A 21,330-nucleotide genomic window follows, 5' to 3' on the forward strand; every position below is an offset into this window, starting at 1 on the left:
CGTGCCCATGCCGCCTGCCTCCGTTCTCGACGCGCCTGTCACAGCCCGTACTCCTTCCATCGCCTTGTCACCCGATCGGCCGTCTCGGGGTCGGACTCGACCATGCGCGGCCAGCCGCCGTCGCGCGTATAGCCCTCCTCGGGCCACTTCGCCGTGGCGTCGATGCCCGCCTTGCCGCCCCAGAACTGCTGGTACGAGGCGTGGTCGAGGTGGTCGACCGGGCCCTCGACGACGGTCAGGTCGCGGGCGTAGTCGGTGTTGCCCAGCGCCCGCCAGGACACCTCGTGCAGATCGTGGACGTCGCAGTCGGCGTCGACCACGACGATCAGCTTGGTCAGCGACATCATGTGCGCGCCCCAAATGGCGTGCATCACCTTCTGGGCGTGCTTCGGGTACTTCTTCTCGATGGAGACGATCGCACAGTTGTGGAAGCCGCCCGACTCCGGAAGGTGGTAGTCCACGATGTCCGGGATGATGATCTTGAGCAGCGGGAGGAAGAACCGCTCCGTCGCCCGCCCCAGCGGCCCGTCCTCGGTCGGCGGACGGCCCACCACGATCGACTGCAGCAGCGGGCGCTGCCGCATCGTCACACACTCGATGGTGAGCGCCGGAAAGGGCTCCTGCGGGGTGTAGAAGCCGGTGTGGTCGCCGAACGGCCCCTCGGGCAGCGTCTTCCCGGGCTCCAGCCAGCCCTCGATGACCACCTCCGCGTGCGCCGGGACCTGCAGCGGCACCGTCTTGCAGTCGACCATCTCGACCCGCCGGCCCTGGACGAAGCCCGCGAAGAGGTACTCGTCGATGTCGCCGGGCAGCGGCGCGGTCGCGGCGTACGTCACGGCGGGCGGCGCCCCGAAGGCGATCGCCACCGGCAGCTTCTCGCCGCGCCTGGCGGCCACTTGGTAGTGGTTGCGGCTGTCCTTGTGGATCTGCCAGTGCATGCCGATGGTGCGGCGGTCGTGGCGCTGCAGCCGGTACAGGCCCAGGTTCCGCGCCCCGGTCTCGGGGTGCTTGGTGTGGGTCAGGCCGAGGTTGAAGAAGGACCCTCCGTCCTCGGGCCAGGTGAACAGCGCGGGCAGCGCCTCCAGGTCGACGTCCTCGCCCGTGACCACCACCTCCTGCACGGGCGCGTCCTTCACCTTCCTCGGCGGCACATGCGCCACGGCGCCGAGCTTCCCGAACGCCTCGCGCAGCCCGCCGAAGCCGTGCGGCAGCTCCGGCTTGACCAGCCCGCCGATCTTCTCGCCGATCTCCTCGTACGAGCGGAGTCCGAGGGCCTTGAGGAAGCGGCGGTCGGTGCCGTAGACGTTCATCGCCAGCGGCATCGACGAGCCCTTGACGTTCTCGAAGAGCAGGGCCGGGCCGCCCGACTTGTTCACCCGGTCCACGATCTCCCCGATCTCCAGATACGGGTCGACTTCGGCCTTGATGCGCCTGAGGTCTCCCTCGCGGTCGAGCGCCCGCAGAAAGGAGCGAAGATCGTCATAAGCCATGCGTTCCAGTATCCGGTACGCACTACCCTGGATCCGTCATGGGGCCTCGCACGGCCCACCATCATTCCCCGGGGACCGGCCATCATGCTCAGGTATCTGCCCTTCCTGCTCATCCTGGCGCTGTGGATCTACGCCTTCATCGACTGCCTGAACACCCCCGAAGAGGAAGTGCGCCATCTCCCCAAGGTGGTCTGGGTGATCATCGTGCTGCTCTTCGGCGAGGTGCTGATCGGCCCGGTCGCCTGGCTGGTGGCGGGCAAGAACCGGACCGCGGTCGCGGGCGCCGGCGGCGGAGGTTCCTCGCCCGGGCCTCGGCAGCAGTGGGTCGCCCCGGACGACAACCCCGAGTTCCTCAAGTCCCTCCGCGAGGAGGACAAGAAGGACGACGAGGAGCTGCTCAAGGACTGGGAGGCGGACCTGCGCCGCCGCGAGGAGGAGCTGCGCCGCAAGAACAACGAGGGTTCGGGGGACGCGAACGAGTAAGCCTTTAAGAGGCGACGCGAAGAGGCGTACGGGCCGGTGGGCCCGTACGCCTCTTCGCGTATCACCGGCTTGTTGTGACTACGGGCGCCGGCCGACCTCGTCCACGACGGCGCGCTTGAGGACCGCGGAGGTCCCGGTCACCTGGCCGGCCTTCACGCCGTGCGACGACTTGAGGGCGACGGTGCGCGTCCCCAGGTACTCGTCGGTCTTCTCTCCGAAGATCCACTCGTCGCGTTGGCCGGGATTGTACGAGTCGACCCGCGCGACCGCGACGCCGTGCCGCCCGGCGGCGTCCACGGCGTCGGGGACCACCACCACGCCGGGGATCTTCGCGACGGCGCGGTAGAGGGCGGCGCTCACCTTGGGCGGCATCATGCCCCGGAGGAGGTCACCGGCGAGGACGAAGGCGTCCTGGTTCTTGTCCCGCTCCTTGGGCTCCCCGTCGTGGCCGGTGTGGGCGTACAGCCACGTCAGCATCGCGTCCGGGTCGGTCGGCAGGGTCTGCAGATGGCGGTAGTTGGTGCTCTGGTCGTAACCGGGCTTCCCGGGGGCGGGGTCGGGGTCGTTGGGCAGATCGAGGGGCGGGTTCCCGCCCGGCTCGAGTGTCCGTCCCTCGCGCGTGCCGTCCACGGACGTCCAGTCCTCGCGGTGGTGGAGCGGGGCGAGCCTGGTCGGCTTGCCGTCCTGGACGGTCGCGAAGGAGACCAGGCTCTTGGTGTACACGAACTGGTCGTCACGGATGCCGTCGTCGGCCTTCTTCTTCTCGGCGACCGTCGCGACGCGGTCGAGCACCCGGGCCGCGCCGCCCTTGGTGTCGGCGCCCGCCCGGGGCGCGAAGGCGTAGGTGGCCTTGCCGTCCTTGGCGATCTCGGTGCGGGCGCCGCCGCCGTCACCGAGGCCCACCGCCGCGACCCCCAACACCGCGGCGAGCGCGAGGGCGCCCGCGAGGGCGGGGCCCGCGACGGCCGGGCGCAGCCACGTCCTACGGGGTTTTCCGGCGGTCTTGGCGTCGGGCTGCCGGATCTCGCGCATCAGGTGCTCCTTGAGGAGTCGTTGACGGCCCGGCGGAAGGTCGCGCTCCGGGAGCGGCGGGATGTCGTTCATCGGTTTCCCTCCTCGATGGGCCTGGCCGCGCATGTGCGGCCATCTCTCACCTGTGCGCCGCGGCGGGCGGGTTCCCGGGTCTTTCCGGCGGCCGCGGCGAGCTTCTTGCGGGCGCGGGACAGCCGTGAGCGCACCGTGCCCACGGGCACGCCGAGGGCCTCGGCGGCGGCCGCGTAGTCGAGGCCGGACCAGACGCACAGCGCGAGGACTTCGCGCTCGGGGCGGCGCAGGGCTTGGAGGGCGGTGGTCACGGAGGCGAGCAGCTCGGCGTCGTCGATGCGGGAGGCGACGTCGTCGGCGAAGTCGCGTACGGCCTCCCGGCGCGGCAGCCGGTTGATGACGGCGGCGTGGCGGCGGGCGGCGCGCCGGGCGTTGCGGACGGTGTTGGTGGCGATGCCCAGCAGCCAGGGCCGCAGGCTGCCGCCTTCCGCGTCGATTCTCTCGCGCAGCCGCCAGGCTTCGAGGAAGGTCAGGGACACCATGTCCTCCGCCGTCGACCAGTCCCCCGTCAGGCGGTAGGCGTGGTTGTAGACGGAGCGCGCGCAGGCGTCAAAGAGCTCCCCGAAGGCTTCGGGGTCCCCGTCTCTGATACGGGTTCGAAGAGTCGTCTCCACGACCGGGGACTGTCCGGACGACGAAGGCCGGTTCCCGTGACCCAGGTCACGCGAACCGGCCCCTCGTGCGGCGGCGGGTCAGACGTCGGCGTAGGAGTGCTTGCCGCTGATGAAGATGTTGACGCCGTAGTAGTTGAAGAGGTAGCAGCCGAACGCGATCAGCGCGAGGTAGGCGGCCTTGCGGCCCTTCCAGCCGGCGGTGGCCCGGGCGTGCAGGTAGCAGGCGTAGGCGACCCAGGTGATGAAGGACCAGACCTCCTTGGGGTCCCAGCCCCAGTAGCGGCCCCAGGCGGCCTCGGCCCAGATCGCGCCCGCGATGATCGTGAAGGTCCACAGCGGGAAGATCGTGGCGTTGATGCGGTACGCGAACTTGTCGAGGCTGCCGGCCGCGGGCAGCCGCTCCAGGACGGACGCGAAGCGGCCGGGCTCCTCGCCCTTGGCGAGCTTCTCCTCGTGCCGGTCGCGGAAGAGGTAGAGCAGCGTGGCGACGGCACCGAGGTAGAGGCAGGCGCCGGAGATGATGGCGCAGCTGACGTGGATCCACAGCCAGTACGAGTGGAGGGCGGGAACCAACTGGGCGCTGGCGGTGTACAAGACAGAGACAGCGAGACCGAGGTCGAGGAGGACCGTGGTGACCAGGGGGAGCCCGATCCAGCGCACGTTCTTCTTCAGCGCGAGAAGGGTGAGATACGCGCCGACCGCGACCATGGCGAAGGTCGTGGAGAACTCGTACATGTTGCCCCAGGGGGCGCGCTGTACGGACAGGGCGCGGGTGAGCACGGCGCCGACGTGCATCAAGAAGGCGAGCACGGTGAGGCCGACGGCGATCCGGCCGTACAGATCGCCCTGTTCGGTGCCGCCCGCGGCGCCGGGCCCGTCGGGGACGTCGCGGGTGCCCGCGGCGGAGCGGGTGACGATCTTGGGGCGTTCGAGGACGGCGGTGCCGCCGCCCTGGGTGCCCCGCACGGAGGCCTTGGACGAGGCTGTGGAGGCGGAGGCGGCGGAGTCGGCGGTGATGGCGGCGGCGGTGCGGCCGACGGCGCTGCGGCTGCCGAACACCCACTCGGCGATATGGGCGAGGAAGGCGAGGGTGTAGACCGCCATGGCCGAGTAGATCAGCACATTGCTGATGTTGGCCAGGCTCTCGTTGGTTTCGGCAGCGAGGTTCACGCGCGCGCTCCTTCGGCAGGATCAGCGAGTTGTGCGGTGTCGTTGTCCGGATTCGGCTCCGGTTCCGGCGCGGGCGGGGCCTCGGACTGCAGGGCCACGGCGAGGTCGGCGAGTTCTTCGGGAAGCTTGGCGGACTCGCTGCGGCCGAGCCCCGCCATCTCCACGACGGTGACGCCGTCCGCTCCGGTCACCGCGCGGACCCACACCCGGCGGCGCTGGATGAACAGCGAGGCGGCGAGGCCGATCAGGGCGGCGACGGCGCCGACGAGCGCGTAGTCGGTGCCAGGCTGGTGGGAGATCTGGAAGGTGGCCCAGGTCTTGATGCCGTCGAACTCCAGGGTCCCGGCGCCGTTCGGCAGCTTCATGGTGTCGCCCACCTTGAGCATCTTCGCGAAGGCCGACCCGTCGGACTCCTTGAACTGCTTCATCCGCGACGTGTCGAGCTGGTAGACGTTCTGCGGTACCCCGCCGTCGACGCCCAGGCTGCCGTGATAGGCGGTCAGGATCAGCGCCGGATTGTCCAGCGCCGGGAACTGGGAGAACATCGTGCCCGTGCTGAGGTCGAGGGTCGGCACGAACTGGCCCTGGAAGCCGATCTGGTCCTTCTTGCCGTTCTTGTCACGATAGTCCGGGACCTTGACCACCACGTTCTCGGTGAGGTTGACCCCTTCCATCGGCAGCGAGGCCACGGCGCCGCGGTAGGCGACCTTGCCCTGCCCGTCGCGGACCGTGACAACCGGGGCGTAGCCGTGGCCGAGCAGATAGACCTTGGAGCCCGCGACCTCCAGGGGCTCATTGACCTCGATCGAGGTCTTGTGCTCCTTGCCGTCCGCGCCCTCCCAGTAGGTGACATCGGCGCGGAAGGTGCGGGGGGTGCGCTTCTGCGGGCCGCTGCGCTCGTAGGTCGCCGTGAAGCGGTCCAGCTGGAAGCCGAAGGGAGCGAGGTCGTTCTTGTCGAAGAGGGTGCCGGACTTGAAGTCGTCGTACTGCGTCAGGTTGTTGACGAAACCGTCGCCCTCGACGATCAGCTTGCCGCCCTCGGCCTTGTACAACTGCCCGACGGCGAAGGCCACCAGCATCACGATCAGCGCGATATGGAACAGGAGGTTGCCCGCCTCGCGCAGATAGCCCTTCTCGGAGGCCACCGCGCCACCGACCGTATGGGTCCTGAAGCGGCGCCGCTTCATGATCCGCTGGGCGGCCTCCAGCACCCGCTCCTGTTCGGCCTCGGTCCGCCAGGTGGTGTACGCGGGCAGCCGGGTCAGCCGGCGCGGGGCGCCCGGCGGGCGGCCGCGCAGCTGGCCGATGAACTGCCAGGTGCGCGGGACGATGCAGCCGATCAGCGAGACGAACAGGAGGATGTAGATCGCCGAGAACCACACCGAGCTGTAGACGTGGAAGAGCCCCAGCTTCTCGTAGATCGGCGCGAGCGTCTCGTGTCGCTGCTTGAAGTTCTCCACCTTGACCGGGTCGATGCCCGTCTGCGGGATTAGCGAGCCGGGGATCGCACCGAGCGACAGCAGGAACAGCAGCAGCAGCGCCACCCGCATCGAGGTCAGCTGCCGCCAGAACCACCGGGCCCAGCCGATCGGCCCCATCGAGGGGACGCTGATCTCCTCGGCGGGAGCCGTGGACAGCTGTGCCCCCGCCGCGCCGAGCTCGCGCTCGTCGGCGGATGCGGCGGCCTCGGCAGCTTCAGCGGCCTCGGCAGCTTCATGCACGGTTCCGCTCCCCGTGGCGGTGTCGGTATCGGTGGTGGACATCGATCAGATCCCAACGTTGAAGCGCAAGGCCCAGGCCTGCATGTCGCCCATCATGCTGTCCCAGATACCTGTGAGCAGCAGCACCCCGAGGGCGACCAGCATGCCGCCGCCGATCCGCATCACCCAGACGTAGTGCCGTTTGACCCAGCCGAACGCGCCCAGCACGCGCCGGTAGGCGATGGCCACGGCGATGAACGGCAGCCCGAGTCCGAGGCAGTAGGCGACCATCAGCAGCGCCCCGCGCCCCGCGCTCGCCTCGTTCAGCGCCAGGGCGTTGACCGCGGTGAGCGTGGGGCCCAGGCACGGGGTCCAGCCCACGCCGAACAGGGCACCCAGCAACGGCGCGCCCACCAGGCCCATCCCGGGCTTCATATGAAAGCGGAACTCCCGCTGCCCGAAGCCCTTCAGCATCCCCATGAAAGCGAGGCCCATGACGATCGTGACGACCCCCAGGACCTTGGAGAGCGTCTCCTTGTGCTCCTGCAGCGTCCAGCCGAAGTTGCCGAAGAGCGCCCCGGCGGAGACGAAGACGGCGGTGAAGCCGAGCACGAAGAGCGAGGCGCCGGCCACCATCCGGCCGCGCTTGGCCTCGCCCAGATCCGTACCGGTGACGCCTGTGACATACGACATATAGCCGGGCACCAGCGGCAGGACGCAGGGGGAGAAGAAGGAGACCAGGCCGCCGAAGACGGCGACCGGCAGCGCCACCAGCAGCGCCCCGGTCAGGACGGTCTCGTTGGCGCCGGAGACGGCGGCGGCCAGGGTGCTCACAGCGTCACTTCTCCTCGATCAGCGGCTTGAGCATCTCGCGCAAACTCTCCTCGCTGAGCGGGGTGAGCGCGCGCGCCGCGATCCTGCCCTGCCGGTCCAGGACGATGGTCGTCGGGATGGCCTGCGGATTGAGGCTGCCCTTGGGGAAGCGCAACATGAGCTTGCCGATCGGGTCGTACAGGCTCGGGTAGTCGACCTTGAATTCCTTCTCGAACTGGATCGCGTTGGCGGGGTCCGGGTCACGGGTGTTGATCCCCACGAACCGCACCCCGTCCGCCTCGGTGTCCTTCGCGACCTTGACGAGGTTGGGCGCCTCGGCCCGGCAGGGCGTGCACCACGAGCCCCAGACGTTGAGCACGACGATCTTGCCCTTGTAGTCGGCGAGATCGAGCTTGCCGCCGTCGAGGGTCTTGCCCGCCAGCTCGGGGGCGTGCTTGCGGTCGCCCTTGGCGACGGTGTCCACGCCCCCCTTGCCCTGGATGAACTTGGTATCGCTGGAGCCACCCGATGTACCGCCCGCTCCGCAGGCGGACAGGGTCAGCGCGGCAACCGCGGCTCCGGTGGCCAGCACGGTTGCGCGACGGCGGGTCGCGAGGCGCCGAGGGGCGCGGCGGGCACTCATGTGAAAAGTTTCGCATGCGCCTTTCGCGGATCTTCGGCACCCCCCTCGGCGCCCTCCTCAGGCCCGGCTGGACCTGGACCGCCCGCTCAGGCGGCGGCGCTCCACTGCCGTCCCACGCCGAACGTGCGCAGATGCGCGAGGACCTGGGGGTCCTGGGCGTCCATCCAGTCCGTGAGCTGCCGGAACGACACCAGCCGCACATCCTTCCGCTTTTCGTCCGCGATGTGCTTGAGCGCCTCCTCGACGGCGTCCATATAAATGCCGCCGTTCCACTTTTCGAAGTGATTACCGACGAAGAAGGGAGCGCGGTTGGTCTCGTAGGCCCGCTGGAATCCGGCTATGTACGCCTGGGTTGCCTGTCGCCGCCAGCCCGGGTAGTTGGCGGGCGGGGCATTCGTCGAATTCCGGGACTGGTTGGCCAGGATGTTGTAGTCCATTGACAGGACTTCGAAGGAATGCCCGGGGAAAGGTATCTGCTGCAGCGGGAAGTCCCAGACGCCCTGCTTCTTCGACGGCCACACCTGAAGCCCGCCGGGCGAGCTCGCGTCATAGCGCCAGCCGAGCTCCCGGGCGGTCGGCAGCAGGTTGTCCTGGCCGAGCAGACACGGGGTACGGCCGCCGACGAGCTCCTTGCGGTAGTCGAAGGGCAGCGGGTCGAGGTCCTTGAAGCCGGTGTTCGTCCGCCACTTTGTGACAAACGACACAGCCTGGTCGATCTCGGACCGCCACTGGGCGGGCGTCCAGTTGGCGACCGTGCCGGTCCCGCCGCAGAAGTGGCCGTTGAAGTGGGTGCCTATCTCATGGCCCTCCAGCCACGCCTCGCGCACGTTCTGCAGGGTCATCCGGACGTGGTCATCGGTGAGATAGCCGATGTCGGAGGCGCCGACCGGGTTGTTCGGCGGCCGGTACAGGCGCTTCTTCGACTCCGGCAGGCAGTACAGCCCGGAGAGGAAGAAGGTCATGGCCGCGCCGTGGTCCTCGGCGAGCTTGCGGAACCGCGGGAAGAGGCCGTTGCCGACCTCCCCCGCCCCGTCCCAGGAGAAGACCACGAACTGCGGCGGCTTCTGACCCGGCTCCAGCCGCTCCGGCGCGGACGGCTGGTTCGGCTGCTTCCCGGAGTGCGCGGTCGAGCCGTCGCCGATCGGCCGGAGCGTCGGCCGCGCCTGCGTCGTCCTGCCCGGCCGGGGTGTGAAACCGGAATCCGACGAGGAGGAGCAGCCGGCGGCGGCCAGCGACGCCACCGCTCCCGCTCCGAGACCGAGAATCCCCCTCCGGCTGATCTCCCGCATCGTGTCCTCAATTCGCTCTCGCCGTAACCGGCGTCCGACGTCCGCCAGGTCCCGCGGACGCCCGTTGAGATGGCTGAGCGAATACTGAGGTTCCGAATCAGCGCCACCGAATTGAATGGTCGACGCGCTGTTTCCGTTCCATTACACGCCGGTACACGCCGGTTATGCGCCGAACCCCTTTGAGGGCGCCGTGGCGCCCTTCACCGGCCTGGCGCCCGCGAGCAGATGCGCCGGGACCAGATCGCGGGCCGGCTCGCTGTAACCGACCGAGACGATCTTGTCGCCGCGGTAGGTGAAGGAAGTGAGGCTGGCCAGGGTGCACTGCCGCTTGCGCGGGTCGTGCCACAGCCGCCGCCGCTCCACGAAACTGCGCACGATCCAGATCGGCAGCTGATGGCTGACGCAGACCGCCTCGTGCCCGCGCGCGGTGTCCCGCGCCACCCCGATGGCCGCCATCATCCGCACGACCTGGTCGATGTAGGGCTCGCCCCAGGAGGGGCGAAAGGGGTTGGTGAGGTGCTTCCAGTTGGCCGGCCTGCGCAGCGCGCCGTCGCCCACGCCGAAGGTCTTCCCCTGGAAGACGTTTGCCGCCTCGATCAGCCGCTGGTCGGCGGCCACGTCCAGACCGTGTGCCTTGGCGATCGGCGCCGCGGTCTCCTGCGCCCGCTCCAGCGGCGAGGCCACGACATGGGTGATGTCGCGCTCGGCCAAGTGCTCGGCGACCCGGTCGGCCATCCGGCGGCCGAGGTCCGAGAGGTGGTACCCGGGCAGCCGCCCGTACAGCACACCCGCGGGGTTCTCCACCTCGCCGTGCCGCATCACATGCACGACGGTGATCTCGTTGTCGCTCTTCGTCATAGGGGTCATGGGGCCCATCATTCAGTCGCCTCGGCGGCGGCCCGCGCCGCCCCCGGCAAAGCCTCCGCCACCCGCTCCAGCGCCCGCTCGTCGTGCGCCGTGGACAGGAACCACGACTCGAAGGCGGACGGCGGGAGGTAGACGCCCTGGGACAGCATCGAGTGGAAGAAGGCCGTGAACCGGTACGCCTGCTGCGCCTTGGCCTTCTCGTAGTCGGTGACCTCGTCCCCGCTGAAGAACACCGAGAACATGTTCCCGGCGGCCTGCACCCGGTGCGCGACCCCCTCCTTGGCCAGCGCCTCCGTCACCATCGCCCGCAGCCGCGCGGACGCCGCGTCCACCACCTCGTACGCCGCCTCGTCCAGCAGCCGCAGCTGCGCCAGGCCCGCCGCGGTCGCGACCGGGTTCCCGGACAGGGTGCCCGCCTGGTAGACGGGGCCGGCCGGGGCGAGCCGCGCCATGACGTCGGCGCGCCCGCCGAACGCCGCGGCCGGGAAGCCGCCGCCCATGACCTTGCCGAAGGTCATCAGGTCGGGCTCCACGCCGTCGAGCCCGTACCACCCGGCCTTCGAGACCCGGAAGCCGGTCATGACCTCGTCCGAGATGTACAGCGCGCCGTGCTCGGCGCACAGCTCCTTCAGCCCCGCGTTGAACCCCGGCAGCGGCGGCACCACGCCCATGTTGCCCGGCGACGCCTCGGTGATCACACACGCGATCTCGTCCGGGTGCGCGGCGAAGGCGGCCCGCACCGCTTCCAGGTCGTTGTACGGCAGCACCACGGTCTCCCCGGCCTGCGCGCCCGTCACCCCGGGCGTGTCCGGCAGCCCGAAGGTGGCCACCCCGGACCCCGCCGCGGCGAGCAGCGCGTCCACATGCCCGTGGTAGCAGCCCGCGAACTTGATCAACTTCGCCCGCCCGGTGAACCCGCGCGCCAGCCGGATCGCCGACATCGTCGCCTCGGTCCCCGAGGAGACCAGGCGCACCTGATCCACGGGCCCGACCCGCGCCACGATCTCCTCGGCGAGCGCGACCTCCCCCTCCCCCGGCGTCCCGAACGAGGTCCCCCGCGCCACGGCCGCCTGCACCGCCGCCGTCACCTCGGGGTGCGCATGACCGAGGATCATCGGCCCCCACGAGCACACGAGGTCGACGTACTCCCGCCCGTCGGCATCGGTGAGGTACGGACCGGCACCGGACACCATGAACCGGGGCGTACCCCCCACGGCGCGGAAGGCCCGCACCGGAGAATTCACGCCGCCGGGCGTCACGACGGCCGCGCGGTCGAAAAGCGTCTGCGAAACTGGTGCGTACGAATAGCTCACACATGCCATGTTGTCAGAGGCTGACTAAGAACTGCCGCCGGGCGTTTCACGCGACTGGCGCGGGGGAGGTCTCTGACACGATGATCGGGTTGCGCGGCAGGTGCCGCGAGTGGTCGGGTGGAGATATGCATCGCGGTGGCGAACTGGGTGAAGGGACCGACGATCGAGGTCCCGAGCGCGCCCGCCCCGGCCGCCATCGGCGCAGAGACGACGGCGGCGCACACAGGGGCGGGAGCGGTCGCATGGGGGTGACGTACAAGTATTTCGGCGCGCCCGACGGCGCGACCGCCGCCCGGGTCCCCATCTCCATGCGCCCCGAGGAGCTCGGCGGCGACGAGCTCGGCCATGGCATGTTCACCAAGATCAAGCCGGAGACGGTGGCCGCGATGGTCCTCACCGGCATCGAAGGCGTCCCCCTCCACAAGGTGCCCCCGCTCGAACTCGTCGTCCTCCACCCCGACTACGCCGTGGTCAAGCTCCCCATGACCGCCGTCGACCCGCTCCGCGGCGTCGGCGAGGAAGCGGTCGGCGCCGCCGCCTTCATCTGGTCCACCGTCCCCGACCGCGGCGGCCCCCGCGACGCCTTCACGGTCTACCGGCTGCTGCACGAGTGGCAGGACTTCTCCCACCGGCTGCACGAGGCGGGACACCAGCCGTACTGCCTGGTGTGGCCCTGACTTGGGGTTTCACTGGTAGCGGGCGGGGTCTTCGGACCTCGCCTTTTTGGTGCCGGAGAGGGGCCGTCAGGCGGCCAGGGCACATTGGTTTCATCTCTGCACCATGTCAAGCGGGACCAGCTGTCCGCGTACTTGCGGAAACCCAGCCGGGTACGCGTGAACGTGCCCACTCCGGCGTACTGCACAGCGCCGGCCCGTTCAAGAGGAGACCGCCCGGGGCCGGTCCTGTCCCTATGAACATTCCCGTTGACCGGTGTCTGCGGGGGAGCCTGGCGTGGCGCTCAGTGGCAGGAGGTGGGGGCGTTTTGCGGTGCGGCCGTCGCCGGAGGACTGACCGCGCAGTCGGCGTCCGAGCCAGGGGCCGAGGAATGCGGCCGCCCAGCGCAGTTCGGTTCCTGCGGCTTGCCAGCCCCCGGGGACTGTCTGTGGCGGCAGGGGGAGCGTCCAGGAGTCGTCGCTTCCGGGCAGGTTGATGGCTTGGGCGACGGCTGCGGCGATGCGCTCGTGGCCGAGGGGGCTGGCGTGGAGTCGGTCCGCGGTCCACAGCCGTGGGTCGGTGGCGACGGCCTGTCGGCCGGTCTCGGCAACCGTGACCCCGTGACGGGAGGCCGCAGCGCGGATGTGGGCATTGAGGTCGAACACGCGGGACCTGATGGGCCGGGCAAGGGGCGCGATCTTCCCCACGTCGGGGAAGGTGAGGGTCACCACGTGGGCCCCGGCGGCCGTGAGTGCGGCGAACATCTCTTCCAGGTGCCTGGCCACCTCTGCGGCGTTGAACCGGGGCCGGAGCAGGTCGTTGACCCCGGCGACGATGGTGACCAGGTCGGGTCGCAGGGCCAGGGCGGGCCCCAGCTGTTCAGTGCGCACCTGGCCAGTGACACGTCCTCGGACGGCCAGATTGGCATACCGAAGCCCGGGGTTGACGGCCGCGAGGTGCTCGGCGAGCCGGTCGGCAAAGCCCCGTAGGCCGACGGTGTCGTTCCCGTCGCCGAGCCCTTCGGTCTGGCTGTCGCCCAGGGCGACGTAGCGCAGGTATTCACCGCTTGGCATGAGTCGACTGCCTTTCCTTGAGGACGGCTGCGATCCGCAGGCACCAGTCACGGTGCTCCTGCTCAAAGGTCAGGCCGCGCAGGCAGGTCAGGTACGGCCCGATCCGCTCGCCTCGGCGTAGGAACTCCTCCTCGTCCGCATCGCCGCGCAGCTGCCGCAGCAGCTTGCCGAGAAGCTCGATCTTGGCCTCGGCTGCGGACGCTCGCTCTTCGAGCTGTTCGATCACCGGTGCGGTGCCAATGCGGTCGGCGACCTGGACCTTGACAAGCAGATCGTCGCGGATGAACGAGGGCTTCGATACGGCTGCGGCGAACTTCTCCAGCTCGGCGCGACCGGCGTCGGTCACCCGGAACAGACGTTTGTTGGGCCGGGTCTCCTGGACCACCTGCCGACCCGCGACCAGCCCTTCTTTCTCCAGCTTGGTCAGCTCGGCGTACAGCTGCTGGGGCGAGGCGTGCCAGAAGTTCGCGACGCCGACGTCGAACGCCTTCGCCAGCTGGTATCCGCTGTACTCGGCGTCCAGGATCGCTGCCAGCACAGCATGCCGCAAGGCCATCGAAGCAGCCCCTCCTCTTTCCTCGCCCGCCCCTACATCATACTCAAGAAAATGACTATTCACATCCTTGAGTATTGGGAGAGGCCATGGAGACTACCGAGCGCTTCCGCGCCGCAGTGGAGAAGGGCGAACTCGCCGCACTGGACGAAGCGACAGCCGCGAGCGGATGGTCCGCACTACGGCGGGCCTCTTGCGCGAGTACGGCGCGAGCGCGACCAGCATCGACCGGGTGCTCGCCCACGGCGGCGCACCGCGCGGCTCGGTCTACCACCACTTCCCCGGCGGGCGGACGCAGCTGGTCGAAGAGGCGGTGGAGCTGGCGGCTGCCCGATCGTGGCGGTAGCCGTGGAGACCAACGACGAGGCCCCGCACCTGGCCCAGTCCGCGGGCGCGGTCTTCGCCGGCTGGCAGGAGGCGTTCACGGCCCGCTTCCGGCGGCACGGCCTGCCCGAGGAGCGCAGCCGCAGGCTCGCCGCCCTTGTCGTCGCCGCGGAGGAGGGTGCGGTGGTCCTGTGCCGGGCGCAGCAGAGCATCGCGCCGATGGAGGCGGTCGCCGCGGAGATCCACGACGTGCTGACCCTCGCCCTGAGTATCCGACCGTAACCCTTGACCCTCGGCCTGACCACGCTGCTGGGCGCCTTCGCCACGACGACCTGGCAGTTCACCCTGGCCCGGTTCGCGCAGCGCGCGGCCAGCGCGGCGCTGCTCGCCAGCAGCCTGGGCCTGCTGGCGCATGCCTTCCCCAGCCCGCGACGCGGCCGCTTGCGGTTGACCGGCGTGTGGGGCGCGTGCGTCAGCGCCGGTATCGCGGCGGGCCCTGTCGCCAGCGGCGCCCTGCCCGACTGGCGACTGGTGTACGGCGTCCTCGGCGCCACCACGCTGCTGTTCGCGGCCGTCGGGGCTCGCACCCTGGCCGAGTCCCGCTCCCCGCGCGGCGGCCGTCCCGACCTGCTCGGCGCGGCCGCCTTCGCAACGGCACAGGTCTCCCTGATCGCGGCCTTGACTCTGGGGCGGCTGCGCCCACCGGTCTACCTGCTGCTCCTGACCGCCGTCGTCCTCCTAGCCCTCTTTGCAGCCGCGGAACGCAGGACCGCCACCCCGATGATCAGCTCGCACTCGGTTTCGCCCTGCACGCCACGGGAGTTCTGACCATGCTCGGCTCCATCGACGCCAGCTCCTGGCACCGCCTGCTGCCGGGCCTGATCGTCGCCGGCGTGGGCAGCGGCCTGCTCAACGCCGCCCTGCCCCTGCTCGCCGTGGGATCGGTGCCGGCGGCCCGGGTGGCGATGGGGTCGGGAGCGCAGCAGACGCTCCGGTACGTCGGCTCGTGCGCAGGCGTCGCGCTGACGATCGCGATCGTTGCGGGAACCGACGGGGGGTCGGCTCGGGGCGCGGACGTGGCGATGGTGGTGTCGGCGGGGCTGGCCGTGGTGGGGGCGCTGGTGGCAGTCGATCTTGCCGACGAAGGGACAGTCCGCGCCCACCGCCCTCGCCAAGGCCGGTGGGCAACGGCCATGCGTGCCGCTCGCTGAGCAGGTCGACGGGAAAGAGCACCGCGGCGTATGCGGCGCCACCCATGCGTCCGACCAGGGCTTGCCCAGCGCGACATCGACCAGCGTGCGCACCGGCCGGGGCTCCCGGGCGCCACACCCCGACCTCCTGGCGGTCACCGGCCCAGGGCTCGCCATTCGGGGGCGAGGACCGCCCAGATCTGCTTGTCGTAGCGCACGCCCTCGTACGGCCATGCCTCGCGTCGCACGCCCTCCAGCGTCATCCCGAGCCGCTTGGCCACCGCCGAGCTTCGGTCATTGTCGGCCCGGCAATGCCACTCGGCCCGGTGCAGCCCCCGGGACGTGAACGCCCAGTCCAGCAACGCGCCACACGCCTGCGTGACCAGACCGTGGCCCTCGGCGGACGGCTCCAGCCAGCAGCCGACCTCGCACGTACCGAAAGCGGCGTCGAAATCGGTGAACATCACGCCGCCGGCCAACACTCCCTCCCGCCAGATGCCGTACAGGCGGGCACCGTCAACGGCCTGGCGCTCGGCGTACCGCTTGAGCGTGGCCCGCGCCCCGTCGACGTCATCGGTGACGAATGTGGGCCCGACCCATGGACGAATGTGCTCGCGAGCCCGATCCATATGGTCGGCGAACTCCTCGGCATGCCAGACCTCCAGCGGACCGAGGCGAGCGGCGTCACACAGCGACAGCGAGAACACGAGCGGCCTCCCCATTCACATAACAGGCGTTACGGCAATGTACCGTGGCGGCATGCCACGCACCAAGGGAGATCACGAGGCCCGCCGCCGCGATGTCTCCGAAGCCGTCTGGAAGGTGATGGCCACCCGCGGCTTCGCCGGCCTGACCCTGCGCGCCGTCGCCGCCGAACTCGGCGCGACCACCGGTCTGCTGACGCACTACTTCCCCACCAAACACGCCTTGGTGGAGTACGCCCTCGACCTCCTCGAACAGCGCACGATCTCCCGTCCCCGCCGCCAGACGGGCAAAGGTCTGGCCGCCCTCAGGGACGCGCTGCTCGATATCCTGCCGCTGACTCCCACGGCCACCGACAGCAACCGGATCTGGGTCTCCTCCTGGGACGCCGCGCTCTCCGACCCCGCCCTGAGCACCGACTACGCCCGCAAGTACGCCCAGAGCCGCGACAGGCTGAGCGAGCGAGTGGCCGCGGCCCAGGAGCTCGGCGAGCTGCCCCCTGGCGACCCCGCGCACATCGCGGCCGGCGCCGGGTCCTTCATTCTCGGCTTGGTGGTCCAGGCCCTGTTCGACCCGGCGGCGTTCCCGCCTCAGCGGCAGGTCGAGCTCCTGGACGACTACCTGGCCAACCTGGGTGCCCGCACTGATCCGGAATCTTGAGTCGCTCGCCGGAGCGATCACCCCAGCCGGCACTGACCCCGTCAGGCTGAGGCCGGGGGCGGGACCTCGACGTCCGCCTCGGCGTGGGTGACGAAGTCGTCGGCCAGGCGGTGGAAGAGTCCGGCGAGCTGGCCCAGGTCCTCGGGCGACCAGTCGGCCAGGGCCATCGCCATGCCGCGGCGGCTGGCTTCCCGGATGCGCTCGACCGCGGCCAGGCCGGCGTCGGTGAGCTGGACGCGCTGGGCGCGGCGGTCGTCCGGGTCCGGGATGCGGATCACATAGCCGGCCTTCTCCAACTGCCCCAGCTGCCGCGTGACATGGGAGGCCTCCACGGACAGCCGGACCGCCAGCACTCCCGGGCGCAGCGGCTCGCTCTCGGCGATGTGCCGCAGGATCGCCACGGCGGCCCGGTCCAGGGACAGTCCGGCCAGGGCCATCAGGCGCTCGTGCTGCCGGGCCCGGCCGGCCAGGTAGGCGATGCGCGTCAGGGCGCGCTCGATCGCGATCACGTCGGTCGAGACGGGCGCCCCTGCGGATGACGGTGTGGACATGGGGCCACCGTAACAGCTACTTGACTGAGTCAAGCAAAATCCCACAAAGTTGCTTGACTCAAGTAAGTCCTCATGCTTGCCTGAGTCAAGCAAGTCAGCCCACGGCACCCCCGGCCGTGGGCACCCGGACCGGGGCCACCGAGAGCGGAGAGGGCCCCGACAGGCGCCGAACCCGTGGGGACGGGGGTCGGCGCGATCCCCGGGCCCGGCGGCCGGAACCCCCTGTCCGCCGCCGGGCCCGGCGACACCGGTGCCCCCGCCCCTTTGGAAAGAGAGCCCCGCCATGACCACGATGAAGTCCGTCCGGACCGGCGAGCAGCACAAGATCGACGTCGTCGACGCCGAACGCCCCGCCCCCGGCACCAAGGACGCCCTGGTACGGACCCGCGCCTGCGGTATCCGCGGCACCGACACCCACTTCCTCCAGTTGGGCGGAGTCCCCTTCGGGCCCGGCGGGTCGATGGTCCCGCTGCCGCTGGGCCATGAGCCGGCGGGCGAGGTCGTCGAGGTGGGCGCCGAGGTCAGGGGCCTGGAGGTGAGTGATCGCGTGGTCGTCGATCCGCAGGGCGCCCCCTCCGGGATCATCGGCTGCGGGGGCGCGCTGGGCGGTATGAGCGAGTACCTGCTCATCGAGGACGCCGTCGTCGGCAGGAGCGTCACCGCCTTCCCCGACACCGTGCCCTTCGACGTCGCCGCGCTCAACGAGCCCATGGCGGTGGCCCGCCACTGCGTCAACCGGTCCGAGGCGAAGCCGACCGACAAGGTCGTCGTCTTCGGTGCCGGACCCATCGGTCTCGGCGCCGTCATCTGGCTGAAGCTGCGCGGGGTCGAGCACGTGGTCGTCGCCGACGTCATTCCCGAGCGCCTCCGCACGGCGCTGGCCGTCGGCGCCGACGCGGTCATCGACTCCGCGGCCGAGGACGTCACCGCCCGGCTGACCGAACTGCACGGCCGGGCGGCCAACGCGCTCGGCCAGCCGCGGGCCGGCACCGACATCTACATCGACGCGGCCGGCGTCCCCGCCGTCTTCAACACCACCGTCGAATCCGCGAAGTGGGGCGCCAAGCTGGCCATGGTGGCCGTGCAGAAGAAGTCCGACGCCATCGACCTCGGCGGCATGCTGCGCAGCGAGCTGACCCTCGTCGCCTCTCAGGGCTACCCCACCGAGATCTTCGAGGTCACTCCCGAACTCGTCGAGCACCAGGAGCGCTTCGCGAAGCTCATCAGCCACCGCGTGCCGTTCTCCGAGGTCGAGCGGGCCTTCGAACTCGCCCTGACGCCGGGGGCCGCGGAGAAGGTCGTCGTCACCTTCGACGGGCAGCCGTAGCTCCACAACTTGCTCACGCCACTCAACCCTTTTGGTATGTCCTGTCCCCTGGAGGCCCCTGCCATGTCCGACGCCCTCGCCCGACCCGCCGCCGGGGGTTCCGCCCCGCCGAGGCCGAACGCCGTGGTGGCGGTGCTGGCCCTCGCCGGAATCGTCGTCTCGCTGATGCAGACCCTGGTGATCCCGATCGTCCCCGAGCTGCCGACGTACCTCGACGCCTCGCCGTCGGACGCCACCTGGGCGGTCACCGCCACGCTGCTCGCCGCCGCCGTCGCCACGCCGGTCGTCGGCCGCCTCGGCGACATGTTCGGCAAGCGCCGCATGCTGCTGGTGAGCCTCGTGCTGCTGGTGGCCGGATCGGTCGTCTGCGCGCTGAGCGAGTCCCTGGTCCCGATGATCGTCGGACGCACCCTGCAGGGCCTGGCGGCCGCCGTCGTCCCGCTCGGCATCAGCATCATGCGCGACGAGCTGCCGCCCGAGCGGCTCGCCGGCTCCACCGCGCTGATGAGCGCCTCCCTCGGCGTCGGCGGCGCCCTCGGCCTGCCCTCCGCCGCGTTCATCGCCGACCACTTCGACTGGCACGCCCTGTTCTGGATCTCGGCCGCCCTCGCGTCCGTCGCCCTCGCGCTCGTCGGCGTGATCGTGCCCGAATCGAAGGTGCGCACCGGCGGACGCTTCGACCTGCTCGGCGCCCTCGGCCTGTCCGCCGGGCTGGTGTCCCTGCTGCTGGCCGTCTCCAAGGGCGCCGACTGGGGCTGGACCAGCGCCACCACCCTCGGCCTGCTCGCCGCCGCCGTCGTCGTCCTGCTCGCCTGGGGAGCGTACGAGCTGCGGACCGGGCAGCCGCTGGTCGACCTGCGCAGCACCGCCCGCCGCCAGGTGCTCTTCACCAACCTCGCCTCGATCGCGCTCGGCTTCTCGATGTTCGCGATGTCCCTGGTCCTGCCGCAGCTGCTCCAGCTGCCCGAGCAGACCGGCTACGGTCTCGGCAAGTCCATGCTCACCGCCGGCCTGGTCCTGGCCCCGCAGGGCCTGGTCATGATGGCCATGGCCCCGGTCTCCGCCGCCGTCACCAAGGCCAAGGGCCCGAAGGTGACGCTGATGATCGGCGCGCTGATCGTGGCCACCGGCTACGGGCTGAACATCGTGCTGATGTCCGAGGTCTGGCACCTGATCCTGGTGTCCTGCGTCATCGGCGGCGGCGTCGGCTTCACCTACGGCGCGCTGCCCGCCCTGATCATGGGCGCCGTCCCGGCTTCCGAGACCGCCGCCGCCAACAGCCTGAACACTCTGATGCGCTCCCTGGGCACCTCCTTCGCCAGCGCCGTCGCCGGCGTCATCCTGGCCCAGATGACCACCGACTTCCACGGCCACGCCCTGACCTCCGAGAACGGATTCAAGGTGGTCATGGCCATCGGCGCCGGCGCCGCCCTCCTCGCCTTCGCCCTCGCCTCCTTCCTACCGCTCCGGCGAGCCGCCGCCGGACAGGCGGCGCCTGCCGCCACGGATCCGGCCGAGTCGGCGGAGGCATTGGGGACGACGCCGTAACGCCCGTCCGCGTCGTTGGGGGCCACCCGGGCGCGGCCGGTCAGCCGGTCGCGTCCGGGTGGGGAGTCCGCTTCGACCAGCGGGCGGTCACCACGTTCATCGCCGCGACGGCGCGCGCGGCCTCCTTGCGGTCGGTGCGGACCGCGTTGGCGAATTCGACGTGCAGGAAGGTGCTGTCCTGTGCCGCGGCGGCGCGGCCCTGTTCGTTGGTGCGGCCCTCCAGGGGGCAGGAGCGGACCCAGGCGCGGCAGACGGTGAAGTCCCGGGCGCGGAGGGCGCTCGCGAGCGTACGGGCGTCGGTGCGGCTTTCGCGGGTGGCCCGGCCGGTGGAGGCGATGACGTCGTAGTCGGGGGCCGAGTCGTCGGCGAAGCCGTGGATCTGGATGCCGGGGAGCCCGCGTTCGGCGAGTTCGGCGCAGACGGCGGAGAAGACGGTGTAGCGCCGGTGGGCCACGTCGGCCGCGTCACCGGCGCCCGCGTCGCGGTGGGCGCCCGCGAGCACGAGGGCGCCGCCGGGGGTGGAGCGCAGGACGCCGACGCCCAGTTGTTCGGTACGGGCGTCCGCCACCGGGTGCGGGATCTGGACGGACCACCGCACGGGGGCCGAGAGGTCGAGGTAGACGCGCCCCCAACCGCGCGGCGCGGGGCCGGTGTCGGTACGGTCGGCGATCTCGGCGTAGCGCCGACCGGTGGCGCTGTCGGTGATCGTACGGAGGTCGAAGTCCAGGGCGTCGAGGCGGGCCGCGCCCTGTTCGCGGTGGCCGTCCAGGAGGAGCCCGACGGCGCGGGCGACGCCCTGGCGGTCGGAGCGCTTGGGCGGCAGATAGCCGGTGTCCGCGCCGAACCGGGCGGTGTAGTCGGTGATCCGGCGCTCGAGGTCGGTGCCCGCCTTGGGGGCGGTGGTTCCGTCGTCGCGGCTGTCGCCGCGCAGGGCGAGGACCGTCGTCAGCAGGGCGGCCACGGCGGTGAGCGCCGCGACGCCGATGACAAAGCGGGTTTTCCGAGCGGCGGAAGAGGTCTTCGGGGCGGCGCGGGTGGTCTTCCGGGGGCGGTCGGCTCTCATGGTGGAGTCGGCTCTCATGATGAATCGGACGATAGCGGGGCAACGGGTTCCGGCCATCGATCAGCAGCGCTCGGGATCGAGCGATCTGACTCACATTTTCCTCTCCTCACACAACCTTCAACCCCTCTGGTTGATCCAATCCCCACGGGTCGCGTATTTACGCGCGGCCGCGCGCCCGGGGGGCTCGCGCGTTGGCGCG

The 21,330-nt window shown here is 70.6% G+C and carries 22 protein-coding genes and 1 pseudogene; 8 read left to right on the plus strand and 15 right to left on the minus strand.

What is annotated here, in order from left to right; genetic code table 11:
- Window positions 1-38 precede the first annotated feature (38 nt).
- Complete coding sequence (locus PV419_RS13105) at window positions 39-1,490, minus strand: menaquinone biosynthesis decarboxylase (protein WP_319688123.1); 1,452 nt, start codon at window positions 1,488-1,490, stop codon at window positions 39-41.
- 84 nt (window positions 1,491-1,574) lie between these two features.
- Between PV419_RS13105 and PV419_RS13110 the strand changes: the two genes are divergently transcribed.
- Window positions 1,575-1,973, plus strand: coding sequence for a PLD nuclease N-terminal domain-containing protein (locus tag PV419_RS13110; RefSeq protein WP_319688124.1), 399 nt, complete (start codon window positions 1,575-1,577; stop codon window positions 1,971-1,973).
- Between the two features lie 78 nt (window positions 1,974-2,051).
- On the opposite strand, the gene PV419_RS13115 is transcribed toward PV419_RS13110, so the two are convergent.
- The 9 genes from PV419_RS13115 to hemL all read right to left on the minus strand — a co-directional run bounded on the left by PV419_RS13115 (window position 2,052) and on the right by hemL (window position 11,495).
- On the minus strand, window positions 2,052-3,077 hold the full coding sequence (locus PV419_RS13115) for a CU044_5270 family protein (protein WP_319688125.1): 1,026 nt from the start codon (window positions 3,075-3,077) through the stop codon (window positions 2,052-2,054).
- Complete coding sequence (locus tag PV419_RS13120; RefSeq protein ID WP_319688126.1) at window positions 3,074-3,691, minus strand: RNA polymerase sigma factor; 618 nt, start codon at window positions 3,689-3,691, stop codon at window positions 3,074-3,076. The genes PV419_RS13115 and PV419_RS13120 overlap by 4 nt, the downstream gene beginning before the upstream one ends.
- 78 nt (window positions 3,692-3,769) lie before the next feature.
- Window positions 3,770-4,861 (minus strand): c-type cytochrome biogenesis protein CcsB, encoded by a 1,092-nt coding sequence (ccsB, locus tag PV419_RS13125; RefSeq protein ID WP_319688127.1) that lies wholly within the window; start codon window positions 4,859-4,861, stop codon window positions 3,770-3,772.
- Entirely contained in the window at window positions 4,858-6,624 is a 1,767-nt protein-coding gene (locus PV419_RS13130; protein ID WP_319688128.1) for a cytochrome c biogenesis protein ResB, read from the minus strand. The genes ccsB and PV419_RS13130 overlap by 4 nt, the downstream gene beginning before the upstream one ends.
- A 3-nt stretch (window positions 6,625-6,627) precedes the next feature.
- On the minus strand, window positions 6,628-7,395 hold the full coding sequence (locus tag PV419_RS13135) for a cytochrome c biogenesis CcdA family protein (RefSeq protein ID WP_319688129.1): 768 nt from the start codon (window positions 7,393-7,395) through the stop codon (window positions 6,628-6,630).
- A 4-nt stretch (window positions 7,396-7,399) separates the two neighbouring features.
- A complete protein-coding gene (locus PV419_RS13140; protein WP_319688130.1) occupies window positions 7,400-8,017 on the minus strand; it encodes a TlpA disulfide reductase family protein in 618 nt (205 codons plus the stop codon).
- A gap of 86 nt (window positions 8,018-8,103) precedes the next feature.
- On the minus strand, window positions 8,104-9,306 hold the full coding sequence (locus tag PV419_RS13145) for a hypothetical protein (RefSeq protein ID WP_319688131.1): 1,203 nt from the start codon (window positions 9,304-9,306) through the stop codon (window positions 8,104-8,106).
- Between the two features lie 162 nt (window positions 9,307-9,468).
- Window positions 9,469-10,164 (minus strand): histidine phosphatase family protein, encoded by a 696-nt coding sequence (locus PV419_RS13150; RefSeq protein ID WP_319688192.1) that lies wholly within the window; start codon window positions 10,162-10,164, stop codon window positions 9,469-9,471.
- A gap of 17 nt (window positions 10,165-10,181) precedes the next feature.
- Window positions 10,182-11,495, minus strand: coding sequence for a glutamate-1-semialdehyde 2,1-aminomutase (gene hemL, locus PV419_RS13155; RefSeq protein WP_319688132.1), 1,314 nt, complete (start codon window positions 11,493-11,495; stop codon window positions 10,182-10,184).
- Window positions 11,496-11,611: 116 nt separating this feature from the next.
- Here hemL and PV419_RS13160 point away from each other — a divergent pair, with 116 nt between their 5' ends.
- Window positions 11,612-12,163, plus strand: coding sequence for a hypothetical protein (locus tag PV419_RS13160; RefSeq protein WP_319688133.1), 552 nt, complete (start codon window positions 11,612-11,614; stop codon window positions 12,161-12,163).
- A gap of 231 nt (window positions 12,164-12,394) precedes the next feature.
- Here PV419_RS13160 and PV419_RS13165 read toward each other — a convergent pair whose 3' ends face one another.
- A complete protein-coding gene (locus PV419_RS13165; RefSeq protein ID WP_319688134.1) occupies window positions 12,395-13,213 on the minus strand; it encodes an SGNH/GDSL hydrolase family protein in 819 nt (272 codons plus the stop codon).
- Window positions 13,200-13,769 carry a PadR family transcriptional regulator gene (locus tag PV419_RS13170; protein ID WP_319688135.1) on the minus strand — a complete coding sequence of 190 codons (570 nt, stop codon included), beginning with the start codon at window positions 13,767-13,769 and terminating at the stop codon, window positions 13,200-13,202. Before PV419_RS13170 ends, PV419_RS13165 begins: the two co-directional genes overlap by 14 nt.
- 166 nt (window positions 13,770-13,935) lie before the next feature.
- Here PV419_RS13170 and PV419_RS13175 point away from each other — a divergent pair, with 166 nt between their 5' ends.
- From PV419_RS13175 to PV419_RS13185, 3 genes and pseudogenes are all read left to right on the plus strand, one after another.
- A complete protein-coding gene (locus PV419_RS13175) occupies window positions 13,936-14,112 on the plus strand; it encodes a TetR family transcriptional regulator (protein WP_319688136.1) in 177 nt (58 codons plus the stop codon).
- A 2-nt stretch (window positions 14,113-14,114) separates the two neighbouring features.
- Window positions 14,115-14,372 carry a hypothetical protein gene (locus PV419_RS13180; protein WP_319688137.1) on the plus strand — a complete coding sequence of 86 codons (258 nt, stop codon included), beginning with the start codon at window positions 14,115-14,117 and terminating at the stop codon, window positions 14,370-14,372.
- Window positions 14,373-14,381: 9 nt separating this feature from the next.
- Window positions 14,382-15,301, plus strand: a pseudogene (locus PV419_RS13185) (MFS transporter); the annotation flags it as partial.
- Window positions 15,302-15,435: 134 nt separating this feature from the next.
- On the opposite strand, the gene PV419_RS13190 reads toward PV419_RS13185, so the two are convergent.
- The gene (locus PV419_RS13190; protein ID WP_319688138.1) at window positions 15,436-15,987 is read right to left on the minus strand and encodes a GNAT family protein; all 552 of its coding nucleotides are present in this window, start codon (window positions 15,985-15,987) and stop codon (window positions 15,436-15,438) included.
- A 52-nt stretch (window positions 15,988-16,039) separates the two neighbouring features.
- On the opposite strand from PV419_RS13190, the gene PV419_RS13195 reads away from it, so the two are divergent.
- Window positions 16,040-16,642 (plus strand): TetR/AcrR family transcriptional regulator, encoded by a 603-nt coding sequence (locus PV419_RS13195; protein ID WP_319688139.1) that lies wholly within the window; start codon window positions 16,040-16,042, stop codon window positions 16,640-16,642.
- Between the two features lie 41 nt (window positions 16,643-16,683).
- Here PV419_RS13195 and PV419_RS13200 read toward each other — a convergent pair whose 3' ends face one another.
- Window positions 16,684-17,193 carry a MarR family transcriptional regulator gene (locus PV419_RS13200; RefSeq protein WP_319688140.1) on the minus strand — a complete coding sequence of 170 codons (510 nt, stop codon included), beginning with the start codon at window positions 17,191-17,193 and terminating at the stop codon, window positions 16,684-16,686.
- 283 nt (window positions 17,194-17,476) lie between these two features.
- On the opposite strand from PV419_RS13200, the gene PV419_RS13205 reads away from it, so the two are divergent.
- Window positions 17,477-18,520: a zinc-dependent alcohol dehydrogenase gene (locus PV419_RS13205; RefSeq protein WP_319688141.1), complete on the plus strand. Its 1,044-nt coding sequence runs from the start codon at window positions 17,477-17,479 to the stop codon at window positions 18,518-18,520.
- A gap of 63 nt (window positions 18,521-18,583) precedes the next feature.
- Window positions 18,584-20,068 carry an MFS transporter gene (locus PV419_RS13210; protein WP_319688142.1) on the plus strand — a complete coding sequence of 495 codons (1,485 nt, stop codon included), beginning with the start codon at window positions 18,584-18,586 and terminating at the stop codon, window positions 20,066-20,068.
- Window positions 20,069-20,108: 40 nt separating this feature from the next.
- On the opposite strand, the gene PV419_RS13215 is transcribed toward PV419_RS13210, so the two are convergent.
- A complete protein-coding gene (locus PV419_RS13215) occupies window positions 20,109-21,149 on the minus strand; it encodes a hypothetical protein (RefSeq protein ID WP_319688143.1) in 1,041 nt (346 codons plus the stop codon).
- Between the last annotated feature and the right edge of the window lie 181 nt (window positions 21,150-21,330).

The organism is Streptomyces sp. ME19-01-6 (genome assembly GCF_033793745.1).
In the GTDB taxonomy this organism is placed as follows: Bacteria; Actinomycetota; Actinomycetes; order Streptomycetales; family Streptomycetaceae; genus Streptomyces.